Below are 22744 nucleotides of genomic sequence, written 5' to 3'. Positions count from 1 at the left end.
CGTTTTGAATACCTCTTGTTCAATGAGCGACGGACGAGAGATGGAATGATAGAAGATGTAGTGGAAAGAGGTGGAGCGGACGATGCGTATCTTGCATACGGGAGACTGGCATCTGGGGAAAACGCTGGAGGGACGAAGCCGGCTTCGTGAACAGGAGGAGTTCGTCGATGAACTCGTCAAACTAGCCGACGATCAGCAGGCTGATGCCATATTGATGGCTGGAGATGTGTACGATTCGGTAAATCCGCCTGCGTCGGCGGAACAGCTGTTTTATGAGGCGGCAGCACGTTTGACTGAAAACGGCAGGCCACTTGTTGTCATTGCAGGCAACCACGATCAACCCGAACGTGTAGCCTCGGTAACTCCGCTTGTGAACAGACAAGGAATTACGTTAGTAGGTACACCAGTGTCAGAGGCTGTGACTATTCATACTCGTCGAACCGGGGAGACAGCACATATTGCGGCTTTGCCCTATCCATCAGAAGCGAGATTAAATGAGCTGTTAACTACAGATGGTGACGAAAATGTACTACGTCAAGCATACAGCCGCAGAGTAGGGATGTTAATGCAACGTTTGGCTTCTTCCTTTCGTCCGGATACAGTGAATCTCGCTATGAGTCATATATATGTACTAGGCGGAGTAGAGAGCGATTCTGAACGGCCTATCCAGGTGGGGGGAGCGTACACCGTAGACCCTTCTTCCCTGTCTACTGGTGCTCAATACACGGCTCTGGGACATCTCCATCGTGCGCAAGCCGTCAAAGGAGACGGTGTGATTCGGTATAGTGGTTCTCCCCTGGCGTACAGCTTCTCGGAAGCAGGGCAGAGCAAATCCGTTACAATGGTTGATCTTACGCCAGGCGGATTTGCACAAGTAGAAGAAGTATTGCTTACCTCAGGCAACCCGCTTGTTCGTTGGAAGGCGAGAGGTGGTCTGGCAGAAGTGTACCGTTGGCTGGATGAGGGGCGTGACTCACAGGCATACATTGATATGGAGGTCTGGTTGGAGGATGCAATGTCTCTAAAAGAGATTCAGCAGTTGCGTAAAGCTCATGAGGGCATTATCCATATTCGTCCAGTATATCCGGAGATGGAGGCCGCAGGGTTCATAGAACAGCGTTCAGAACTGCCTGTGCATGAACTTTTTCGCAAGTTTTACCAGCGCCAAACGGGTGGAGCCCTACCAGAAGACAGTCTGGTACAGCTTTTCCTGGAGCTGGTCGATGAAGATGAGCCAGGCGTGCGTGAGGAGGTCGAAGGCCGATGAGACCGATTTTATTGAAAGTCGCCGGGCTACAAAGTTATCGTGAGATGCAGGAGATTGATTTTACGGTACTGACCGAAACAGGTTTGTTTGGTATTTTCGGGCCTACCGGTAGCGGAAAATCTTCTTTGCTTGATGCGATCACCCTTGCCATGTATGGCAAGGTGGAACGGGCAGTCAATGGTACACAAGGCATTATGAACCATGCTGAAGATTCGCTATCGGTTGCTTTTACATTTGAGCTTGCTTCGGCAGCGGGAACTCGTAGATTTCGGGTCGAACGGCGTTTTAAGCGTAACAATGAAGTGTCCGTTAGTAATACGGTCAGCAAGTTTATTGAAACGATTGATGGGGAAGATCAAGTGCTTGCTGATAAGCTGGCAGAAGTCAATCGGTGCGTTGAAGACGTCATTGGTCTGAAAATGGATGATTTTACGAGAGCCGTAGTATTACCGCAAGGGAAATTTGCCGAGTTCCTTTCCCTGAAAGGCAGTGAGCGGAGGCAGATGCTGCAACGTCTCTTTCATCTGGAGAAGTATGGGGATCAACTCGCCATTAAGTTAAGTCGGCGGGTCAAAGATAATGATATGGCTCATCAATCCCTTGCTGCGGAGCAGCAGGGACTTGGCAATGCCAGTAAAGAAATGCTTGAAGAAACAAAACATTTGCTTAAGGCAGCGGTTCAGCACGCCGAATCCTCACGGAAAGAGCTGGATTCAGCGGTGAAGGAAGCAGAACAATTCGGCCGGATTCGTGAGCTGAGTAAGGAACAACAAGTGCGATTGCAAGAACAGCAACAACTCCAGGCTAAGGCGGAACAGATTGAAGCGGATGAGGAGCGTTTGAAACGGTCGGGAGCAGCCGAGAAGATGCTACCTGCGCTTCAGTCAGCTCGGGACGCGTCAGAAGCCCACCAGCAGCGACTGTTGGAGGCAGAAACTGCTGGGAAACAGGCGGCGGAGCATGAACGTTTGGCTGTGCAGGAAGCTGAAAAGGCAGAAGAGGCACGGCAGCAGCTTGCAGCAGAAGAGCCCAAACTGCTCCTGCGTCTGGATCAATTGGAACAGGCCAAAGAGCTGCAACGGGAACGTGATGTTTTGCAGGCGGATTGTTCACGGCTTGCGCAGTTGATGGAGAAAGGGCAGACCGAACAGACAACGCTGAGACAACAGCTGGATAAAGAGCAGGAACTGCAAATGCGTGGACGGAAACGGCGTGAGGAATTGCAGGAAAGTCTCAAACCGAATGAAGTGAAATCTGATGAACGTAGACGGCTGCAAACAGCACTTGAGCTGAAACATCGGATCGATACAGCATTCGAGCAGGTGAAACAGCACAAAGTGGACATGCAGACCTATCAACAGTCTGCAGAACAAGGGGCCGCCAAACTGGAGGCTGCGGCTGCGGAAGAGGGACGCCTGACCGAACAGCGCCAGCAATTGGTGGAACAGGCGTCAGCAGGTCTTGAGGCCTTGCTTGCCTGTGAGCAGGATATTAACAGCGAACAGCGCTTGCTGGCCCGTGCGGAGGAGCAGCTACGCCGTTCGATGCGTGAGCAGGAGATGCACCGGCTGTCCGCTGCCTTGCGCGCCGAATTACGGGACGGCGAGCCATGCCCGGTGTGCGGCTCCGCACACCACCCGCTCCCGGCTGCGCCGCCGGGAGAAGGTCCGCACGCAGACGATGCGGACCTGGAACTGCTGCGCAGCCTGCACGCGGAGCTGCAGGAGCTGCGCTTTGGGCTGCGCCAGCAGCTGCACGAACGTCGCAGCCTGCTGACGCAGCTTGGCGCCGCGGCCGGCGATGCCACGGCCGCAGCCGAGGCCGCGCCTGCGGCAGCGGAGCCCGAGCCTGCCGGATCGCCCGAGGATGGGCGATCTCCGGCGGGCTGGGCAGCGCGTGCCGCTGGGCTGCGCGAGGCCGCGCAGGCGCTGGCTGCCGCAGCAGCGCCGCTGCAGAGCGAAGCCGCAGCGTTGCAGCAGGCGGCTTCGGGCGCGCAGCAGCGCCGCATGGAAGCGGCAGCTGCGCAAGAGGCCGGCCGTGCCGGGCTCGCCCAGGCGGAGCGCAAGCTGGCCGAGAGCGAAGCCGCGGCGGCTGCATTGCAGGGCCGCTGGGCCGCGGAACTGCCTGACATCGCACAGGAGGAGGCCGCAGGCCTCTATCAAGCGATGCAGGAGCGCGATGCACGCGCCGAAGACATCAAGGAACGTCTGGCCAAAAGCGTGACGTTCCTTGAGGAGAAAGAGCAGCTTGTCCAGTCATTGCAGCAGAAGCTGGTGGAACTCGACAAGCAGCTGATCCAGTGGCAGACCGAATGGCAAGGCGGCAGCAAACAACTGGCCGAGAAAGAGGAGCGTTTGCGCCAGTGGGTAGGAGAGCAACGGGTAGAAGATCTGATCCGCGAGACACAGGCTCGCCTGGATGGACTGCGCAAGACTGCTGAGCTAGCTGCACAGCGATTCAAACAAGCGGATGCACAGAAGCAGGAATCGGTGAAACGTGACGTAATGGCTGGGCAGGCCGCCGCATCAGCTGCAGAACATCTGGAGCTTGCACAGGAGCGCTGGCGGCTGCTCTTGGAGCAATCCGCGTTCGAGACAGATATCGCTGTCACTCAGGCGGCGCTGGCTGCCGAGGAAGCAGAACGGCTACAGAAAGAAATTCAGCATCATCGTGAACGAGAACGTGAACTTGCTTCTCAGTTACGTGAACTGGAGCGGAAACTGGATGGTGCGGTTGTGACGGAGGAACAGTGGATCGCTTGCACAGAACGTTTGAAACAGGCCAGATATGAGGATGAAACTGCCTTGCAGGTGAAAGCACGGGCCGAACGGGATCTGGAGGATGTGCAGCAACGTCATGTTCGCTGGACGGAGCTGGAGACGAAACGGCTGGAGATCAGTCACCAGGGCGAGTTGCTTAGCAAGTTGCAGACCGCGTTCCGGGGGAATACATTTGTGGAGTACATTGCCGAAGAGCAGTTGATGCAGGTAAGTCATGCGGCTTCCCAGCGTCTGCGCTTCCTTACCAAGCAGAGGTATTCCCTTGAAGTGGATTCGGGCGGCGGCTTTGTGATCTGTGACGATGCCAACGGTGGTGTGAAACGTCCAGTATCAACCTTGTCTGGTGGAGAAACGTTCCTGACCTCGTTGTCGCTGGCGCTGGCACTATCCGCCCAGATTCAGTTGCGTGGGCAGTATCCGCTACAATTTTTCTTCCTGGATGAAGGGTTCGGCACATTGGACCCGGAACTGCTGGATACGGTCATTACTTCACTGGAAAAATTGCATGACGATCGATTGGCTGTGGGCATCATCAGTCACGTTCCTGAACTGCGTGCGCGTTTGCAACGCAAACTGGTCGTAATTCCGGCTGGTGATGCGGGGACAGGCTCCAGGGTTGTAATGGAAAACTTATGAGTCCAGGAAGTTAATAAATAATTCATTTGTAAAAATATTTCTTTTTTTGATATCTCACGATAACAAGTGAGTTTCATCACAGATACAGGTTCAACCTGCTGTTATACTACAGCTAAGCCGACAAACTTGTTTTAAGCCCCCCGACGGACATCTGTTCAGGAAGCTTCCTGTATAGATGTCCGCGTAGCCGGACTTCTTCGGAAGGCCGCTCACGAGGGGCTTCTTTTTTCATTCTTTTTCAAATCGTCTTTAACACAGTGTCAATCCGCCCAGAGTTGAATAGGATGAAGGGTGAAGAAGAGCTGAACTGGGAGGCGATTAGGCATGGATAAAGGTACGGCAAAGAAACTGTGTAAGGATCATATCCATCGTTACGTATGTATTCAGATGAATGATGGTTCACATTATGATGGCATTGTAGAGAATGTGGATGATGAGATGATTTATTTGGCTGTTCCGGTTGGCAATGAAGTCATGGCAGGCCATGCAAACGGAGCTCCAAATATGATGCCGATGGTTCAGTATCCGGCGACAACTGCTCGTGGATTTTATCCTGGATACGGGTACCCTGCTCCTTACCCTTATTACGGATATGGCCGCAGACGCTTTAACAGGCTGGTTCTGCCTTTATTTGCCCTGACGGCATTAACCTTACTGCCTTATTATTAAAATGGTTTAAATTCTTTTTTAATCCGTATCAAAGAAATCATAATACAATCACGGTCATACCTCGGCAATGGGATAGCCCTGCCTTCACAGGTGTGGCTTTTTCTTTTACAGATGATTACAGAGAGGAAAGGAGTTGTCTGCCAGGCATTGGACGTACGATTTTACTTTTAGTATGATATAGGAGTATACATAATTCGAACTCATAGGAAGGAGGGATTGTACGATGGATTGCTTATTTTGCAAAATTGTAGAGGGCACCATTCCCTCCAACAAAGTACTGGAAAACGATCATGTAGTCGTATTTCACGATATTCATCCTGCGGCACCGACCCATGTGTTGATTGTTCCGAAGAAACATATCGCTTCCATGAATGATGTAACCGCAGAGGATATGCTCTTGATCGGAGAAATCCATATGGCTGCACAGGAGGCTGCCAATGGGCTCGGCGTGCAACAATCGGGATACCGCCTGATTAACAATTGCGGCCAAGATGGCGAGCAGACGGTGCACCATTTGCACTACCATTTGCTGGGCGGAACCAGACTTGGGGCACTCACAAGTTTGTCTGATTCACACCAATAAGATCACGATATGATGCACTCAGGTTGCAATATTGTTTTTGCACTTGATAAATTGCTGTAGCTCAGCTAATATTAAGGGATCACGTTAAGGTTGACACTTTTATTGCCTTTCGCCTATAATGAAAGATGATGAACCGTGTTATTGCTCTTGGACGGTCTGGTCGGAGGGAGGGAAAACTGGTGTCTGAAACTAAAGTTCGCAAAAACGAGACTATTGATGCTGCACTTCGCCGTTTTAAACGTTCCATCGCTAAAGATGGCGTCTTGGCTGAGGTGAAGAAACGTAAGCATTATGAGAAGCCAAGCGTAAAGCGCAAGAAAAAGTCCGAGGCTGCTCGTAAGAGAAAGTTTTAGGAGGATTTTAACTACATGAATCTTAGCGAACGATTGAACGAAGATATGAAGCAAGCGATGAAGAGTAAGGACAAGTTCAGACTCTCCACCATTCGGTTGATTCGTTCGACGATCAAGAATCTTGAAATAGATTTGAAAAGAGATTTGGATGACAACGAAGTGCTTGATATCCTGAGTCGTGAAATCAAACAGCGCAAAGATGCCCTCCAAGAATTTGGCAAAGCAGGTCGCGAAGAACTCGCGGCAAATGCCGAAGCGGAAATTGAAATACTTATCCAGTATCTTCCTGCACAGCTTACCGAAGAAGAAATTAAAGTTATTGTACAGCAGACCATCCAGGAAACCGGTGCTTCTTCGAAAGCCGAGATGGGGAAAGTGATGGCGGCCCTTATGCCGAAAGTTAAAGGCAAAGCGGACGGCAAACTGGTTAATCAAGCAGTTCAACAATTTCTGCAATAAAGCAAATTCAATAAACACCTCCTGACTTGTCAGGGGGTGTTTTTTCATGCTCCATTTTATCTCGTCCTATCCCATCTCAGTTCATTACCTGTTCATCGACACGTGAGACTGCGGAATAGCTCTTTTGAGAGCGCGGTTTTAAAAAGATGGCAGATAAATAGTCATATAAGATTCTAAATAGGAGGCACTTTTATTTAGGTTGCTCTTGTCCTTTTCTCATCGAATGTACATGAAGATTATAAATATTGGTTATAAAACATGATTTTGGATATATATTTCTTGCATTTGCTGGAGTATTCAAATATAATTTTAAGTTTTTGAAACGTAATGTTGCATTGTACGTAATAAATACCATAAGCTGGACAGTATAACATTATTGGAAAAGGGGGGACTAATGTGAGGGGAAAGCGCCGGAAGAAGCTTACGGGGTCAATGATGCTCTTGATGCTGCTGACGCTTTTACTTCCTGTCTGGATTGGAATACCGTCAGCACATGCAGCTGAGAAAAACGGCGCCGTATACGTAATTCCGGTGGATAAACCAATCGAGCAGGGATTAGGCAAATTCATGGAGCGCGGGTTCAAGGAAGCAGAGGAAATGAATGCTGGTTTGATCATTCTTGATATCAATACGCCTGGAGGCCGTGTGGATACTGCAGATGCGCTAGGCACGATGATTAAAAACAGCCCTATCGAAACGTTGGCTTTTGTCCGTGGTGATGCTGCATCCGCAGGAAGTTTTCTTGCGCTGAATGCAGATAAGATCGTAATGTCACCAGGCAGCATGATTGGTGCTGCGGCTATGGTGGATAGCACAGGCAAACATGTTGACGATCCCAAGCTGGTAGCATACTGGACGAGTAAAATGGAGGGCGCAGCCCAAAAAAGCGGCCGGGATGGTGATATTGCGGCAGGTATGGCCGACGTCAATATAGTGGTAGAAATGCCTGAGATCAATAAAACCAAACAAAAAGGCGAAATTATTGCTCTTTCCGCGGAGGATGCGCTTAAAGTGGGTTATGCGGACCACATCAGCAACACACCTGAGGAAGCAGCGGCATGGCTTGGTTACAATCAAGAAAATGTGTTCAAGCTAGAACGCACTGCTGCAGAGAATATTTCTACCTTTTTAACCAATCCGATTGTGATGACTGTACTGCTATTCATTGGTATTGCCGGTGTCATTATTGAACTGATTGTGCCTGGGTTTGGGGTTCCGGGAATCGTCGGAATTGTATGTTTTGTGCTTTATTTCTCTGGAAACTACATTGCGGGGTTTGCAGGGGCTGAGACATGGGTATTATTTACGGTCGGGCTTGTCATGATGATTCTGGAGATGTTTATTCCGAGCTTCGGTATTCTGGGCATTTTGGGATCCATTGCGCTGGTGGCCGGGGTTGTCAGGGCGGCTTACGATACAAGTGATGCGTTTGTGTCCCTGGGAATTGCTTTTGGGGCTGCACTGGTCGTAATCGCGATTATCGCTGTGGTCTTCAAGGATCGAGGAATATGGAATCGATTCATCTTAAGCGATAAGTTATCAGCAGATCGTGGATACTCCTCGGCGTCAGAGCGTAAAGAACTGATCGGCTTGCAAGGCATCAGTCTGACACCTCTTCGTCCAGCAGGAACGGCGATGTTTGATGGTGAACGTGTCGATGTGGTCACAGATGGTGCATTTATTCCTGTGGATACACCCGTAATTGTCATCAAAGCAGAAGGTTCCCGGATTGTCGTACAACAGGCTTTGCCGGTGTAAATCTGCGCTTGCCGAAGTGATGGTGCCGCTTCGGCGAAGTACATAACCTGTTGCCAAGCTGCGGGCAATGTGGTGGAGTGATGTTTCAGCAGCGGATTAATCAGCGTCAGTTCTGATGCTCTTTTTACCAAAAACATATTGCAAACGGAGGAATTAAATCTATGGATCCAATGATCACGATTTTGCTCATCGCGGTACTCGCTATTATCGTACTGAGCGTATTTTTCAGCTTTTTCCCGGTTATGCTCTGGATCTCGGCCATCGCGTCAGGGGTAAGAATTGGTATTATTACATTGGTGGCGATGAGATTGAGACGTGTAACACCAAGCCGAATCGTTAACCCGTTGATCAAAGCAACGAAAGCGGGACTTGGCTTGAACATTAACCAGCTGGAGAGTCACTTCCTAGCTGGTGGTAACGTTGACCGCGTTGTTAATGCTTTGATTGCTGCGCAACGTGCAAACATTCCACTCGAATTCGAACGTGCTGCAGCGATTGACCTGGCAGGTCGTGACGTATTGCAAGCCGTGCAAATGAGTGTAAACCCACGTGTTATCGAAACACCAATCGTATCTGCCGTTGCCAAAGACGGTATCGAAGTTAAAGTTAGAGCACGAGTTACGGTTCGTGCCAACATTGATCGCCTCGTCGGTGGTGCTGGTGAAGAAACGATTATTGCCCGCGTCGGCGAAGGTATTGTAAGTACGAACGGTTCTTCGAACTCCCACAAAGATGTCTTGGAAAATCCGGATTTGATCTCTCGTACTGTATTGTCCAAAGGCTTGGATGCAGGTACTGCGTTCGAAATCCTGTCTATTGATATCGCGGACGTAGACGTAGGTAAAAACATTGGTGCCTTCTTGCAAACCGAGCAGGCTGAAGCAGATAAACGTATTGCGCAAGCAAAAGCGGAAGAGCGCCGTGCGATGGCCGTAGCGCAAGAACAAGAGATGAAAGCGCGCGTTGTTGAGATGAGAGCGCGTGTCGTTGAGTCCGAGTCCCAAGTACCACTTGCCATGTCCGAAGCGCTTCGTAGTGGCAAAATTGGCGTAATGGACTATATGAACCTGAAAAACATTGAAGCGGATACTCAGATGCGTAACACTTTGGGAAAACCTGCTGAAGGTTCGAATTCCAATGATCAGGGTGATTCCAAAAACGGAAGATAGGCGGTGAATGTAAATGAGCCTATTCGAATGGATATTTAACAACCTCTATGTTGTAGCGGTTATTGCTTTTGCCCTCTTTTCAGTTCTTGGAAAGCTCGGGAAGTCAGCAAACCCCAATCAGAAGCGTCCCGGAAACGGGATGCCGACATTTGGCGGTGGCGAAGATGCGAATCGACGCTCAGGAAATGACTCTTCGCAGCAGCAGTCAGCCGGACACGATGACCGCCGTTATGAGGAGCAATATGATGAGCGTTATGACGATGGACGATATGATGATGAGCGTTACGACGAACGGTATGACCAGCCGTACTCTGAACCAGCAACATCCTCTAGTTCAGGAGATGAGTTTAGAGGTGACCAATCACTGGATAGCATGCGGAGTTCGGTAGATGAGCAGATGAGATTGATGGAAGAGCAGCAACGTATGATACAGGACAGACTGAATCGTATTTCTTCAGCGACTTCTCCATCTGTATCGAATTCAAGTATGGAAGATGTAGATACAACGGATTCAGTGCCCTCTCGTCTTCGTCAAGAGGATATTCGTACGGGAGTACTTTGGGCTGAGGTACTGGGTTCTCCTCGTTCGAAGCAACCTTTTGGAACGAGAGGGAAGTTGTAAAAGTAAGTGAGAATAAAGACGATAAGCGATTCGCCCGTTTTAAAATAGAACGAAGCCTTTTCTGGGAGCATAAAGCCTCCAGAGAAGGCTTTTTTCGTATGCCTGTATTTTCAGCAAAATATGTACGTAACCTCTCACCAATTCTTCATAATTTCCTGAATTTGCGCATAAGTTGAACTGTAGAGGAAGGGGGAAGACCTTCGAATGACCCGGATCAGCCGCAAGCTGCGCAGATGGACCAGTGAGGTGCTGGACCTGCCGCAGGATGTGCTTTATGATATGCCACGGTTAACCCTGATCGGCAGTAAGCAACTGTATATAGAGAATCATCGCGGTGTCATCCATTTCACGCCGGATCGCATCGTACTGGCTCTTTCACAAGGTCAATTGGAGATTAGTGGTAACGCTTTGGTCATACGTAACATTTTGCCAGATGAAGTAGCTATAGAAGGTACGATTCTGGATATTCATATGAATGGAGTGGAGGGGAACGGATGAAGCAGCCTAGTCTGTATAAATTGCGTGGAGCCGTGCGGATCAAAGTAACAGGCGGAGATATCGAGACATTAATTAATACGATAACGGAGCAGAGACTGAGTGTATGGGATCTACGTGCACAGGATGGACGCCAGGCGGATATGAGCATTTTGCTTCCGCATTTTTTCAGACTGCGTCCTATTGTAAAAGGGACAGGCTGCAGAGTGAAAATTATGCACCGTAGCGGTTTTCCTTTTTTTCTGGCTCGTCTGTTTCGCAGAAAGTTTTTTGTAGGGGGCATGCTGTTCTTTGTAGCGGCATTATTTGCGCTATCGTCTATGATCTGGAATGTAGAAGTGAAAGGGAATGTAACGATTCCGACAGACGAAGTGCTGGCCGCGGCTAAAAAAGAAGGCATCTACCCCTTTCAATGGGGGTTTCGAATGAAAAGTCAGGACAAGCTCTCCAGACAGCTGGCGCTGGCATTGCCCGATGTGACCTGGATTGGCGTAACGAAAGAGGGGACAAGGGTTACGATTCAGGTCGTTGAGTCAGCACAGCCTAAGCGCGAGCCTCTACTGAATCCAAGACATCTCATCAGTAAATCAGATGCGGTGGTCACTCAGATCTATGCTGAACAGGGACGTCCCGTAGTACAGAAGAACGCGCGTGTAAAGAAAGGACAAGTGCTGATCTCAGGCATTCTGGGTGATGAGGAAAATACAAAAACGATTGTTGCCAAAGGCGAAGTCCGGGGCATGGTCTGGCGGGAATATGATATACAGGTTCCCTTGATTCAGAAACATCAGACGATGACTGGAGAAAGCAAAGAGCGGTTTTACGTGGTGCTGGGAGATTGGGCAATTCAATTATGGGGGTACGGAAAAACTCCTTTTAGTTCATATGACACGGATACGTATCACAAACCTCTGACATGGCGTTCATTTACCTTGCCGATGGGATGGATGACGGAAAAGGATATGGAAACGAATTTCCATCAGGAAGAGCAAGGTGTGGATTGGGCTAAAACGAAGGGATTGGAAGGGGCAAGAAATGATATTTTAGCCAAAAACGGTAAAGGCACAAAAATTTTAAGTGAAAAAATTTTGCATGAGAAGAAAGAGAATGGTAAAGTTTATATGAAAGTATTATTTGAAGTGGAAGAAAGCATCGCGGAAGAACTTCCGTTAGTCCATAGTCAAGGAGAATGAGGATATTTGTCAGAGCAAACACGCAGTATACAAATCTCGCTCCAAAGTGCGGGAGAGGGGCAATCTCTGTTTGGACCCCAAGATATTTTTCTGAAACTGATTGAATCCGAGATTCCAGCCCAGATCGCTTCACGCGAAGCAGAGATTAATATCTTTGGTACTGTGCAACAGGTGGAATCACTTGAACAACTATTTGATGTATTACTGCAATTGATACGAAATGGGTATGTGTTGACTGAAAGAGATGTCCAATATGCGATAGAGCTTGCTAAAGATTTGCGTGCGGATCAGCTGCTGGATCTGTTTAAAGGTGAAATTACGACGACATACCGTGGTAAACCAATTCGTGTAAAAACGATTGGACAGAAACATTACGTAACCACGATTAAAAAACGGGATATTGTATTCGGGATTGGTCCTGCCGGAACCGGTAAAACGTATCTGGCTGTTGTGCTGGCTGTAGCCGCTCTCAAAGAGGGTAGTGCCAAACGCATTGTGCTTACACGGCCTGCGGTCGAAGCGGGCGAAAGTCTGGGTTTCCTGCCAGGTGATCTGCAGGAGAAAGTAGATCCGTACCTAAGACCACTGTATGACGCTCTATACGACGTTATGGGACAAGAACAGACGGCTAAGGCTCTAGAACGCGGATTAATTGAAATCGCTCCCTTGGCCTATATGCGTGGGCGTACGCTCGATGATTCCTTTATCATTCTGGATGAGGCACAGAACACAACGCCTGAACAGATGAAAATGTTTTTAACCCGTCTTGGGTTTGGTTCCAAGATGGTCATCACCGGAGATGTGACACAGATTGATTTACCGCGTGGCAAAAAATCAGGACTTGTGGAAGCGAGTACGATCCTGGGTGAAGTTCAGGAAATTGGATTCGTGCATTTCGCCGAACAGGATGTCGTGCGTCACTCCCTCGTCCAGAAAATCATTGTGGCTTACAACCACGCCGCAGAAAATCAAGCATAGAAAGGGATTGTCTAAAGTGACCTCGAAAGAAATGTCAAAAGGCAAATCTTTTCAAAATAGAGCGACAGGATGGAAGTATAGCGTGTGGGCGCGCTATCTTCTCTTTTTGTTTTTAGTGATCCTCTTTTACGTGAGTCTTTCTTCCAAACTGTTGCCTGAGCGCTACGACATTCAGGAAGGTACTCGCAGTGAGGTAGACATTGTTGCGCCAATGCAGATTCCGAATAACAAGGCTACACTGAAAGCACAGGAAGAAGCGGCCGAACGTGTGCAGCCGATATATCAGATCGTGCAGATGCGTAACGAAAACCTGATGACAACGCTACTGGATCGCATTGACCGTTTGAATCAGGACGACCAGATCTCAAGCCAGGATAAGATTGATATCTATCGGGATGAGATTCCGCAACGTCAGAAAGACTTTGTGTCTAACTATATTAATAACAATCGGAAAACAGGTACATACTCCGACACTTTACTGGAAGAGATCCGAAACGTCGTACAGGAACAAAGTTACCGTATTCCTGAAGAAACGTATATCAAAATCTCACGTCTGACTTCAGATGATATTCAGGAAATGAAACCTGTTGCACGAGACATTGTGGCGAGATTGATGACAGACCAGGTTAGCGAGGCTACAACTGCACGAGCGAAAGTGGCGGAGATGGTCAGCGCAAGCTCGCTTAGCAAACGTACGCAGCGTGAAGTGGTACAGGAACTTACGCGGCTGGTGGTAACGGCTAACCGTTTTTATGATGAAGAGGGTACCAAGGAAGCGAAGGTCCAAGCTCGTGAGAATACACCGACGGTGTTTATCAAGCAAGGGGACGCGCTTGTATCTAAAGGGGAGATGATTACCCCGGAAATGTATGCGCTGCTTAATGAAAATGATTTGCTGAAAAACGAAGTCAACTACTGGCCACAGCTGGGATTGCTTTTGTTCTCCTGTATGCTGTCGGCAGCGATTTTAATGTTTATTCAGCAAGGCAGTGGAACACATTTCAAATATAATAATGCCCAACTGCTTATGCTTGTTCTCATCTTTATTATTTCGATTGTTGTCATGCATGTGACAGCCTTAATTCAGACCAATGAACGTCCATTTATTGGGTTTCTAGCACCGGTGGCTGTTGGAGCGATGCTGATCGCGCTATTACTGGATACATCCCTTGCATTTGTGTGCTCGATTCTTATCGGTATGCTGTCCAGCATTATTTTGAATACACACCAGGGTCAGCTTTTTGACTTTGAACTTGGCTTCTTTGCAGTTGTCGTTTCGTTTGTGGCCATTTTTGCAACGCACCGAGCGAGCCAGCGGTCAACCATCTTAAAAGGAGCTATCATGGTCTGTCTGTTCGGATCTCTGGCTGTCTTTACACTGGCTTTAATTGATACAGGGGACTGGAACAGAACAACAACGCTGTACGGCATTGGATACGCATTTGCAGGCGGGGTACTGACAGCTATTCTGGTTATCGGGCTGATGCCGTTTTTTGAAACGTCGTTTGGCATTCTATCCGCACTTAAACTGGTTGAGCTTTCGAATCCGAATCATCCATTACTTCGCAAGCTGCTTACAGAGACACCGGGTACGTATCACCATAGCGTTATGGTTGGCAATCTATCCGAAGCGGCTGCCGAGGCTATAGGTGCCAATGGATTGCTCTGTCGCGTAGGGTCGTATTATCATGATATCGGGAAGACCAAGCGGCCTATCTATTTTATTGAGAACCAAAACAACATGGAGAATCCGCATGATTCGATTGATCCCAAACTAAGTAAGTCCATTATCGTAGCGCATGCGCGGGATGGCGTTGAGATGCAGAAGGACTACAAGCTACCGAAGCCGATACGTGATATTGCCGAACAACATCACGGTACTACATTCCTCCATTACTTCTACCACAAGGCGCTACGTCAGGCGGAAGAAGCGGGGATTGAACCGGATTTCACGGAAGAAGATTTTCGTTATCCGGGACCGAAAGCACAATCGAAGGAGTCTGCTATTGTAGGGATTGCCGACAGTGTTGAAGCGGCCGTTCGTTCGTTACGCAAGCCTACGGTGGAGCAGGTAGAGTCTATGATTGAAAAAATTATCAAAGGTCGCCTGGATGATCATCAGTTTAACGATTGTGACCTTACGATGCGTGAGCTGGATATCGTGGCCAAAACATTAAAGGAAACGGTCATGGGCATTTTCCACTCCAGAATCGAGTATCCGGAAGAGATCAAGAAACCTAAACCGACGGCACCTGAAGCCGGTTAATCAATATTACGAGCAGACAGGAGTTATGAAAGAATGAGTCTTAACCTCGCATGGAATAATGAACAACAGGATAAAGAAATTACAGAACCGATGATCGCGATGCTGGAGCAATTGTTGACTCTCGCAGGTGGAGCTGAAGGAATCACGGAAGGAGAAGTTGCGCTCACGTTTGTTGATGATGAGCAGATTCACGAACTGAACCGTGATTATCGTGGTATCGACCGTCCTACAGACGTATTGTCTTTTGCGATGAACGAATCGGTGGATGAAGAGCTCGACATTATTTACGAGCTTGATGAGGACGAGGAAATGGAAGAAATGCCAGATGTCCTTGGAGACATCATCATTTCTGTTCCACGGACGATATTGCAGAGTGAAGAATATGGACACTCATTTGAGCGTGAGCTTGGTTTCCTGTTTGTTCATGGTTTCTTGCATCTCCTTGGTTATGACCATCAGGATGAAGCAAGTGAGGCAGAGATGATGGGCAAACAGGAAGCTGTTCTTGCTCAAGCCGGGTTGACACGATAATGAAGAGGCGCTCCTGGGGTCTTGTATTTCTCAACGCTCTGGAAGGAATTGCTTACGGCTTGCGTACGCAGCGGAATGTTAGAGTTCACACAGGAGTAGCTATTTTGATGTGCGCAGCCGGATTTTTTTTCCACATCTCCAGAACGGACTGGATGTTTGTGTTGACAGCTGTATTTATGGTGCTGGTGACTGAATTGATGAACACAGCCGTAGAAGCCGCGGTTGATTTGGCCCAGCCTGATATTCATCCGCTCGCAAAAGCGGCAAAAGACACCGCGGCTGGAGCAGTTTTACTGGCTGCGGTGTTCGCCGTCATCATAGGATGTATTGTTTTTCTCAAACCAGTGCTTGCTTGGTTGAGAGTTTTGTTGGGATAACAGCGATCGGAAGGTTATTCTGTCATCGAAGTGACCCACTGTAATCAAATGGTTTAAGGTTTAATTGCACACCACCAATAAAGTGTGCCTCTGCCTTTAAGTTGGTTTCCCAGAGATTACACGATAACGGAGAGGACAGAAAAAACCTGAAGAAGCGAAGCGTTCGCCTTTATCATCGGATTTTCACTTTGGAAAAAGTGATCGAAAAAATCCGAGGATAACAGCGATCGGAAGGTTATTCTGTCATCGGAGTGCCCAGTGTAATCCAAAGGTTCCAATGTTTTAATTGCACACCACCAATAAAAGTGTGCCTCTGTTTTTAGTTGGTTTCCCAGAGATTACACGAGAACGGAGAGGACAGAAAAAACCTGAAGAAGCGAAGCGCTCGCCTTTATCATCGGATTTTCACTTTGGAAAAAGTGATTGAAGAAATCCGAGGATAACAGCGATCGGAAGGTTATTCTGTCATCGAAGTGACCCACTGTAATCAAATGGTTTAAGGTTTAATTGCACACCACCAATAAAGTGTGCCTCTGCCTTTAAGTTGGTTTCCCAGAGATTACACGATAACGGAGAGGACAGAAAAAACCTGAAGAAGCGAAGCGTTCGCCTTTATCATCGGATTTTCACTTTGGAAAAAGTGATCGAAAAAATCCGAGGATAACAGCGATCGAAAGGTTATTCTGTCATCGGAGTGACCCACTGTAATCAAATGGTTTTAATCAACTTAACTCAAGAGCGCACCTTTACACACACCCTAAGGGAGAGAAAAAATAAATGGATAATGGTTTGTTAATGCAGGAAGCAATAAAGGCACGTACAAAGGCGTACACGCCATATTCCCATTTTGGGGTAGGCGCAGCATTGCTGGATAGCGAAGGACATGTGCACCATGGTTGCAACATTGAAAATGCGGCATATACACCGGGTAATTGTGCTGAGCGTACTGCGATGTTCAGTGCTATTGCCGGAGGGCATAAGCCACGCAGTTTCAAAGCGATGGCTATCGTGGGAGATACCGAAGGGCCGATTGCCCCTTGTGGTGTATGTCGTCAAGTGATGTATGAATTGTGTGAACCAGACATGAAAGTCATTTTGGGTAATTTAAAAGGTGACTTGTTAGAAACAACAGTTGCTGAATTGCTACCATGGGCGTTTGGTCCCTCAGATCTGAACTCTGCCAAAAAATAAAATTCCAGGCCTAGGCGCCTGAGGAGGAACATATGAAAAAACAAGCATTTAAATCCGGATTCGTTGCAATTATTGGACGTCCTAACGTGGGTAAGTCTACTTTGATGAATCAGGTGATTGGCCAGAAAATTGCAATTATGTCTGACAAGCCGCAAACCACGCGTAACAAAATTCATGGGGTTTACACATCCGAAGAACAACAAATCGTATTCCTGGACACGCCGGGTATTCACAAACGTCAATCCAAGCTCGGGGATTACATGAATGAAACAGCATTGAACACACTTGGTGAGGTTGAAGCTGCCTTATTCCTGATCGATGCATCTGAAGGTATGGGGGGCGGGGATCGATACATTGCGGAACAACTGAAAAGTGTGCGGACACCTGTCATTTTGGTCATGAATAAAATTGACAAAATTGCACCGGAGGCGTTGCTACCACTGATTGAGGAATATCGCAAACTGCATGATTTTGCAGAAATTGTGCCTGTCTCAGCTATGCTTGGTAGCAATGTGAGCACGCTACTGGAGCAAATCGGTAAGTATTTGCCGGAAGGGCCTCAGTACTACCCTGAAGACCAAGTGACGGATCATCCTGAGCAGTTTGTCTGTGCAGAGCTTATTCGTGAGAAAATTTTGCAAATGACACGTGAAGAAGTGCCTCACTCCATTGCCGTGACGATAGAAGATATGAAAGTTCAGGATAATGGTGTCGTTTATATATCCGCAGTTATCTTTGTAGAACGTGATTCACAAAAAGGGATCATTATCGGCAAGCAAGGGGCGTTGCTTAAAGAAGTAGGTAAGCGTGCTCGTCAAGATATCCAAAATCTGCTTGGCTCCAGAATTTTTATGGATCTGTGGGTTAAAGTGAAAAAAGACTGGAGAAATCAAGACCGCGTTTTGCGTGATCTTGGTTTCGGACGAGAGTAGTCGTTACTACGTAATGTAATATCAGCTTAATGTTTATCCATTAATTGCAACACATAGTTTTCCTTTCAGGACTCCATCCTATCGGGTATAACCAGACGTCATTTCCGAAGAGAGGATGAATTTCCGATGCGGGATTTTTCATGGAAGGTATTTTCAATGACAGGGGATGTAGAATCCTATTTGTTATATACCGAGACGTGTAACTCGTCAGGACAGGAGTCAGACACTGCAAGGGAAGTGAGTGAAGATGAAGAAGCGAAAGAATAGAGAGCTGATTCAGGAATGGTTAGGTGACGAGGCATGTTATACAGAGTGGAAGGCATTGTCATCCGCAGCATGGACTATGGTGAGGGAAATAAGATTGTAACGCTTTGCACTGAAAGTGGTGGAAAAGCAGGTGTACTCGTTCGGGGTGCCAAAAAGCCCAAAAGTCGGCATGCTGCACTAGTGCAGCCCTTTACTTATGGTCAATATGTTTATTTTCGCAACACAGGTCTCGGTACACTGAATGCTGGAGAAATTATCGAATCCAATCATGAGCTCAGGGAAGATTTGGTGAAGGCGGCTTATGCTTCCTATGCATGTGAACTGCTCGATCGAGTGCTTCAGGATGAAGAGACGGGAGCGTTTTGGTTCAAGCAACTAAAAGCCTGTTTGCAGGCTTTGAAAGAAGATAAAGATCCGTTAGTCATTATAAGTCTGTATGAGATGAAAATATTACAGGCAGCTGGTTACGGACCACAGCTGGATGAGTGTATCTCGTGCAACCAAGAGCGGCCGGATGAGCAGTTATTTATCAGCCCCAGACTTGGTGGTGTCTTATGCAGGGCATGTAAACATTTTGATCCGCCAGCGATGTCCGTTAGTCCAAAGACTTTAAAGTTGCTTCGGTTGTTTGTACAGCTGGATCTACAGCGGTTGGGAAATATATCGGTAAGTGACTCTACCCGTAATGAAATTAAAAAAATAATGCGTGCCTTTATGGATCACCAGTTAGGTTTGCATCTCAAGTCCCGTTCTTTCCTGGATCAAATGGAAAAGTACGGGATTTGAACTGTGGTCACACTTGAAAATAGTTATTGACTTCATCTTTAAATTTATATATTATGAAATATAAATTCTCTTTTTGGAGACATGCATTGAACGAGAAAGTAGGAAACTCGATTTAAAATATGATTGATACACGTATGAGCTGATAATTTGCTTGTGTATCAATGATAAGCGAGTCAGGGACGGTGAGAGCCTGATTGAATCGGTTTGTGAACAGGGCACTCGGGAGCATGAATGGACACGGAAAAGTGGGCCGGGATCAGACAAGGATTTGTTTGACTCAGGCCAAGTAGGGTGGAACCGCGGGAATAGCTCTCGTCCCTACGTCTGTACATCAGGCGTAGTGGGGCGAGGGCTATTTATTATTGCCTGCACACCTCCTATGCTTGCTAACAAACTACCCGAAAAGGAGCATGATTATGAATTTTCAGCAGATGATCTTGACGCTGCAACAATTCTGGGCCGAGCATAACTGTATTATCGTTCAGCCATATGATACGGAAAAAGGGGCAGGCACGATGAACCCGATGACCTTTTTACGTTCACTTGGACCAGAGCCTTGGAAAGTGGCTTATGTTGAGCCCTCCCGCCGTCCATCCGATGGACGTTATGGCGAGAACCCTAACCGGTTGTATCAGCATCACCAGTTCCAGGTCATTATCAAGCCTTCTCCGGATAATATCCAGGAAATCTACTTGGAAAGTTTGAATCGTCTGGGAATTGATCCGCTCAAGCATGATATCCGGTTTGTTGAAGACAACTGGGAGAACCCTTCGCTTGGTTGTGCAGGTCTTGGTTGGGAAGTGTGGCTTGACGGGATGGAGATTACGCAATTTACGTATTTCCAGCAGGTCGGTGGAATCGAAACGAATCCAGTAGCAGTGGAGATCACGTATGGTATGGAGCGTCTTGCTTCTTACATACAGGAAAAAGAAAATGTATTTGATCTTGAATGGGTTGAAGGTATTGCCTATGGCGACGTATTCCGTCAACCTGAATATGAGCATTCCAAGTATACATTTGAAATCTCTGACGTAAAAATGCTATTTACCCTTTTTAATATGTATGAAGAAGAAGCGAACAAAGCGATGGCACAGCACTTGGTATTCCCGGCATATGACTATGTGTTGAAGTGTTCCCATACGTTCAACTTGCTCGATGCGCGCGGGGCGATCAGTGTTACAGAACGCACAGGTTACATTACCCGTGTCCGCAACCTTGCTCGTCAAGTGGCAGCAACATATGTGGAAGAGCGTGAGAAGCTGGGCTTCCCGCTGATCAAGAAAGGGGGAGCCGAGAATGTCTAAGGATCTGTTGTTTGAGATTGGTCTGGAAGAAGTGCCTGCTCGTTTTATGCGCGCAGCTATCGCACAACTTCAGGAACGCATTGTGAAATGGCTTGATTCATCCCGTATTGCCTATGGTGAAGTGCAGGCTTACGCGACACCACGCCGTCTAGCCATTCTGATTCAGAACGTAGCCGACAAACAGGAAGATGTGGAAGAAGAGGTAAAAGGGCCTTCCCGCAAAATAGCGCTGGATGACAGCGGTAACTGGAGCAAAGCAGCACTCGGATTTGCACGCAGTCAAGGTGTTGAGCCTGATCAATTTACCTTCAAAGAACTGAACGGTGTTGAATACATTTATGCAACGAAAAGTAGCAAAGGTGTAGAGACAGCATCCGTTATTGGTGAAGGTTTGTTATCCGTATTACACGCAATGACTTTCCCGAAATTTATGCGCTGGGCGTCCTACGATTTCAAATTTGTTCGTCCTATTCGCTGGATTGTTGCATTGTTTGGCACGGAAGTGATTGATCTTGAAGTAACGGGTGTAAAAGCGGGTAACGTAACGCGTGGGCATCGTTTCCTGGGCAATGAAGCTGTGGTATCTGAGCCTTCGGTGTACGTAGATGTGCTTCGTGCTCAGCATGTCATTGCAGATATTTCTGAACGTGAGCAGATGATTGTATCCCAGATTGAGGCGCTGGCTGCCGAGAAAAACTGGAATATAGCAATCAAAGAAGATTTGCTCGAAGAGGTACTATTCCTTGTCGAAACACCAACCGTACTGTTTGGTACATTTGATTCCTCGTTCTTGAACATTCCGCAGGAAGTTTTGATTACTTCAATGCGTGAGCATCAACGTTACTTCCCTGTGTTGAATCAGGAAGGTCAGCTGTTGCCTTACTTTGTTACGGTTCGTAACGGGGGCGCTGATTCCCTTGATGTTATCGCCAAAGGAAACGAGAAAGTGTTGCGTGCCCGTCTGTCAGATGCAAAATTCTTTTATGAGGAAGACCAGAAGCTGGAGATTAAGGACGCATTGTCCAAACTTGAAAGCATCGTATTCCAAGAAGAACTTGGCACAGTGGGAGATAAGGTTCGCCGCATTCGCAAAATTGCTGACAGCCTGGCTACGAAATTGCAAGTATCTGGTGATGTGGCTGAATCGGTTAGCCGTTCCGCAGATATCTGCAAGTTCGATCTGGTTACGCTGATGGTTGGTGAATTCCCTGAGTTGCAAGGTGTGATGGGTGAGGATTACGCTCATAAAGCTGGTGAAAAAGAAGAAGTTGCTAAGGCTGTATTCGAGCATTATCAACCTCGTTTTGCTGGTGATCAATCTCCTGCATCTCTTGTGGGTGCGATTGTTAGTGCGGCAGATAAAATGGATACAATTGTAGGATGTTTCTCTATTAATATTATTCCTACAGGTTCTCAGGATCCGTACGCACTTCGACGCCAGGCAGCAGGTATTGTACAAATTTTGCTGGATCATCAACTTCCGCTGACCTTGTCTGATGTCTTCGGCGCAGCACTTGAAGTTCACGCTCAGATGAATCTGTTGAAACGTGCAGATGCAGAGGTGCGTAAAGATTTACAGGACTTCTTCGCATTGCGTGTGAAAAAATTGCTGTCGGAAACGGTTCGTTATGACGTTGTTGATGCAGTGATTGCTTCCGGATTCGATGATATTAGTGCAATCGTTCCTAAAGGTGAAGCGTTGATGAAAGCCGTACTGGAAGCGGAAGAATTCAAAACAACACTGGAATCGTTCAACCGTGTAGGAAACTTGGCTAGCAAAGCATCGAACGCTTCGGTACATCCTGAACTGTTTGTAGAAGATGGAGAGCGTCAGCTATTTGATGCCTGGAATCAAACGAACGAAACCTATCGCGATGCATTGTCCAAACATAACGCTTCAGAAGCTTTGGCTATCGCTTCAGCATGGAAGGAAGCCATCACGGTGTTCTTTGATTCTGTTATGGTCATGGCCGAAGATGAAGCGGTACGTGCGAATCGACTGGCTCTTCTTGCTGCCATAGATCAAGATTTGAAAGGCTTTGCTGATTTCTCCAAACTGGTTGGATAAGTACTGCAGTTCAATGATTATCTTTGTACAATTCAGCAAAACATAAATACAGTATTAAAG

21 protein-coding genes are annotated in these 22744 nt (G+C 47.5%); all 21 read left to right on the top strand.

The window, feature by feature from the left end:
* Window positions 1-82 precede the first annotated feature (82 nt).
* The 21 genes from BLQ13_RS00200 to glyS all read left to right on the top strand — a co-directional run bounded on the left by BLQ13_RS00200 (window position 83) and on the right by glyS (window position 22684).
* Window positions 83-1267 carry an exonuclease SbcCD subunit D gene (locus BLQ13_RS00200; protein ID WP_090914759.1) on the top strand — a complete coding sequence of 395 codons (1185 nt, stop codon included), beginning with the start codon at window positions 83-85 and terminating at the stop codon, window positions 1265-1267.
* The gene (locus BLQ13_RS00195; RefSeq protein WP_090914757.1) at window positions 1264-4683 is read left to right on the top strand and encodes an AAA family ATPase; all 3420 of its coding nucleotides are present in this window, start codon (window positions 1264-1266) and stop codon (window positions 4681-4683) included. Before BLQ13_RS00200 ends, BLQ13_RS00195 begins: the two co-directional genes overlap by 4 nt.
* Window positions 4684-5007: 324 nt before the next feature.
* Window positions 5008-5352 (top strand): hypothetical protein, encoded by a 345-nt coding sequence (locus BLQ13_RS00190; RefSeq protein ID WP_090914755.1) that lies wholly within the window; start codon window positions 5008-5010, stop codon window positions 5350-5352.
* Window positions 5353-5575: 223 nt separating this feature from the next.
* The gene (locus BLQ13_RS00185) at window positions 5576-5935 is read left to right on the top strand and encodes a histidine triad nucleotide-binding protein (RefSeq protein WP_090914753.1); all 360 of its coding nucleotides are present in this window, start codon (window positions 5576-5578) and stop codon (window positions 5933-5935) included.
* Window positions 5936-6114: 179 nt separating this feature from the next.
* On the top strand, window positions 6115-6288 hold the full coding sequence (gene rpsU / locus BLQ13_RS00180) for a 30S ribosomal protein S21 (RefSeq protein ID WP_005547957.1): 174 nt from the start codon (window positions 6115-6117) through the stop codon (window positions 6286-6288).
* Between the two features lie 15 nt (window positions 6289-6303).
* Entirely contained in the window at window positions 6304-6747 is a 444-nt protein-coding gene (locus tag BLQ13_RS00175; RefSeq protein ID WP_090914751.1) for a GatB/YqeY domain-containing protein, read from the top strand.
* Window positions 6748-7179: 432 nt separating this feature from the next.
* A complete protein-coding gene (locus BLQ13_RS00170; protein ID WP_090915628.1) occupies window positions 7180-8505 on the top strand; it encodes an NfeD family protein in 1326 nt (441 codons plus the stop codon).
* A 161-nt stretch (window positions 8506-8666) separates the two neighbouring features.
* Entirely contained in the window at window positions 8667-9674 is a 1008-nt protein-coding gene (gene floA / locus BLQ13_RS00165) for a flotillin-like protein FloA (RefSeq protein ID WP_090914749.1), read from the top strand.
* A 13-nt stretch (window positions 9675-9687) separates the two neighbouring features.
* Entirely contained in the window at window positions 9688-10296 is a 609-nt protein-coding gene (locus BLQ13_RS00160) for a hypothetical protein (protein WP_090914747.1), read from the top strand.
* A 204-nt stretch (window positions 10297-10500) separates the two neighbouring features.
* A complete protein-coding gene (gene yqfC, locus BLQ13_RS00155) occupies window positions 10501-10794 on the top strand; it encodes a sporulation protein YqfC (protein WP_090914745.1) in 294 nt (97 codons plus the stop codon).
* Entirely contained in the window at window positions 10791-11984 is a 1194-nt protein-coding gene (gene yqfD / locus BLQ13_RS00150; protein ID WP_090914742.1) for a sporulation protein YqfD, read from the top strand. The genes yqfC and yqfD overlap by 4 nt, the downstream gene beginning before the upstream one ends.
* Before the next feature lie 6 nt (window positions 11985-11990).
* Window positions 11991-12962, top strand: a complete 972-nt coding sequence (locus tag BLQ13_RS00145; protein ID WP_090914740.1) for a PhoH family protein — start codon at window positions 11991-11993, stop codon at window positions 12960-12962.
* Window positions 12963-12978: 16 nt separating this feature from the next.
* Complete coding sequence (locus tag BLQ13_RS00140; protein ID WP_090914738.1) at window positions 12979-15228, top strand: HD family phosphohydrolase; 2250 nt, start codon at window positions 12979-12981, stop codon at window positions 15226-15228.
* Between the two features lie 33 nt (window positions 15229-15261).
* Window positions 15262-15759: an rRNA maturation RNase YbeY gene (gene ybeY / locus BLQ13_RS00135; RefSeq protein WP_090914736.1), complete on the top strand. Its 498-nt coding sequence runs from the start codon at window positions 15262-15264 to the stop codon at window positions 15757-15759.
* Window positions 15759-16136, top strand: coding sequence for a diacylglycerol kinase family protein (locus BLQ13_RS00130; protein ID WP_090914734.1), 378 nt, complete (start codon window positions 15759-15761; stop codon window positions 16134-16136). Before ybeY ends, BLQ13_RS00130 begins: the two co-directional genes overlap by 1 nt.
* 777 nt (window positions 16137-16913) lie before the next feature.
* Window positions 16914-17327: a cytidine deaminase gene (locus tag BLQ13_RS00125; RefSeq protein ID WP_090914732.1), complete on the top strand. Its 414-nt coding sequence runs from the start codon at window positions 16914-16916 to the stop codon at window positions 17325-17327.
* A 32-nt stretch (window positions 17328-17359) separates the two neighbouring features.
* Window positions 17360-18259, top strand: coding sequence for a GTPase Era (gene era, locus BLQ13_RS00120; protein ID WP_090914730.1), 900 nt, complete (start codon window positions 17360-17362; stop codon window positions 18257-18259).
* A 126-nt stretch (window positions 18260-18385) separates the two neighbouring features.
* Entirely contained in the window at window positions 18386-18526 is a 141-nt protein-coding gene (locus BLQ13_RS00115; RefSeq protein ID WP_090914728.1) for a YqzL family protein, read from the top strand.
* 33 nt (window positions 18527-18559) lie between these two features.
* Complete coding sequence (recO, locus tag BLQ13_RS00110) at window positions 18560-19312, top strand: DNA repair protein RecO (protein ID WP_090914726.1); 753 nt, start codon at window positions 18560-18562, stop codon at window positions 19310-19312.
* A 416-nt stretch (window positions 19313-19728) separates the two neighbouring features.
* Complete coding sequence (gene glyQ, locus BLQ13_RS00105; RefSeq protein ID WP_090914724.1) at window positions 19729-20616, top strand: glycine--tRNA ligase subunit alpha; 888 nt, start codon at window positions 19729-19731, stop codon at window positions 20614-20616.
* The gene (gene glyS / locus BLQ13_RS00100) at window positions 20609-22684 is read left to right on the top strand and encodes a glycine--tRNA ligase subunit beta (protein WP_090914722.1); all 2076 of its coding nucleotides are present in this window, start codon (window positions 20609-20611) and stop codon (window positions 22682-22684) included. Before glyQ ends, glyS begins: the two co-directional genes overlap by 8 nt.
* Window positions 22685-22744: the final 60 nt, after the last annotated feature.

The sequence above is a fragment of the Paenibacillus polysaccharolyticus genome (assembly GCF_900102085.1).
Taxonomy (GTDB): domain Bacteria; phylum Bacillota; class Bacilli; order Paenibacillales; family Paenibacillaceae; genus Paenibacillus; species Paenibacillus polysaccharolyticus.
The sequence above is the reverse complement of the archived record's forward strand: the minus strand, read 5'-3'. Positions and strand labels throughout refer to the sequence as shown.

Coding starts and splice junctions, on each gene's coding strand:
- BLQ13_RS00200 (WP_090914759.1), top strand. CDS start 83: ATGCGTATCTTGCATACGGGAGACTGGCATCTGGGGAAAACGCTGGAG.
- BLQ13_RS00195 (WP_090914757.1), top strand. CDS start 1,264: ATGAGACCGATTTTATTGAAAGTCGCCGGGCTACAAAGTTATCGTGAG.
- BLQ13_RS00190 (WP_090914755.1), top strand. CDS start 5,008: ATGGATAAAGGTACGGCAAAGAAACTGTGTAAGGATCATATCCATCGT.
- BLQ13_RS00185 (WP_090914753.1), top strand. CDS start 5,576: ATGGATTGCTTATTTTGCAAAATTGTAGAGGGCACCATTCCCTCCAAC.
- BLQ13_RS00175 (WP_090914751.1), top strand. CDS start 6,304: ATGAATCTTAGCGAACGATTGAACGAAGATATGAAGCAAGCGATGAAG.
- BLQ13_RS00170 (WP_090915628.1), top strand. CDS start 7,180: ATGATGCTCTTGATGCTGCTGACGCTTTTACTTCCTGTCTGGATTGGA.
- floA (WP_090914749.1), top strand. CDS start 8,667: ATGGATCCAATGATCACGATTTTGCTCATCGCGGTACTCGCTATTATC.
- BLQ13_RS00160 (WP_090914747.1), top strand. CDS start 9,688: ATGAGCCTATTCGAATGGATATTTAACAACCTCTATGTTGTAGCGGTT.
- yqfC (WP_090914745.1), top strand. CDS start 10,501: ATGACCCGGATCAGCCGCAAGCTGCGCAGATGGACCAGTGAGGTGCTG.
- yqfD (WP_090914742.1), top strand. CDS start 10,791: ATGAAGCAGCCTAGTCTGTATAAATTGCGTGGAGCCGTGCGGATCAAA.
- ybeY (WP_090914736.1), top strand. CDS start 15,262: ATGAGTCTTAACCTCGCATGGAATAATGAACAACAGGATAAAGAAATT.
- BLQ13_RS00130 (WP_090914734.1), top strand. CDS start 15,759: ATGAAGAGGCGCTCCTGGGGTCTTGTATTTCTCAACGCTCTGGAAGGA.
- BLQ13_RS00125 (WP_090914732.1), top strand. CDS start 16,914: ATGGATAATGGTTTGTTAATGCAGGAAGCAATAAAGGCACGTACAAAG.
- era (WP_090914730.1), top strand. CDS start 17,360: ATGAAAAAACAAGCATTTAAATCCGGATTCGTTGCAATTATTGGACGT.
- BLQ13_RS00115 (WP_090914728.1), top strand. CDS start 18,386: ATGCGGGATTTTTCATGGAAGGTATTTTCAATGACAGGGGATGTAGAA.
- recO (WP_090914726.1), top strand. CDS start 18,560: ATGTTATACAGAGTGGAAGGCATTGTCATCCGCAGCATGGACTATGGT.
- glyQ (WP_090914724.1), top strand. CDS start 19,729: ATGAATTTTCAGCAGATGATCTTGACGCTGCAACAATTCTGGGCCGAG.
- glyS (WP_090914722.1), top strand. CDS start 20,609: ATGTCTAAGGATCTGTTGTTTGAGATTGGTCTGGAAGAAGTGCCTGCT.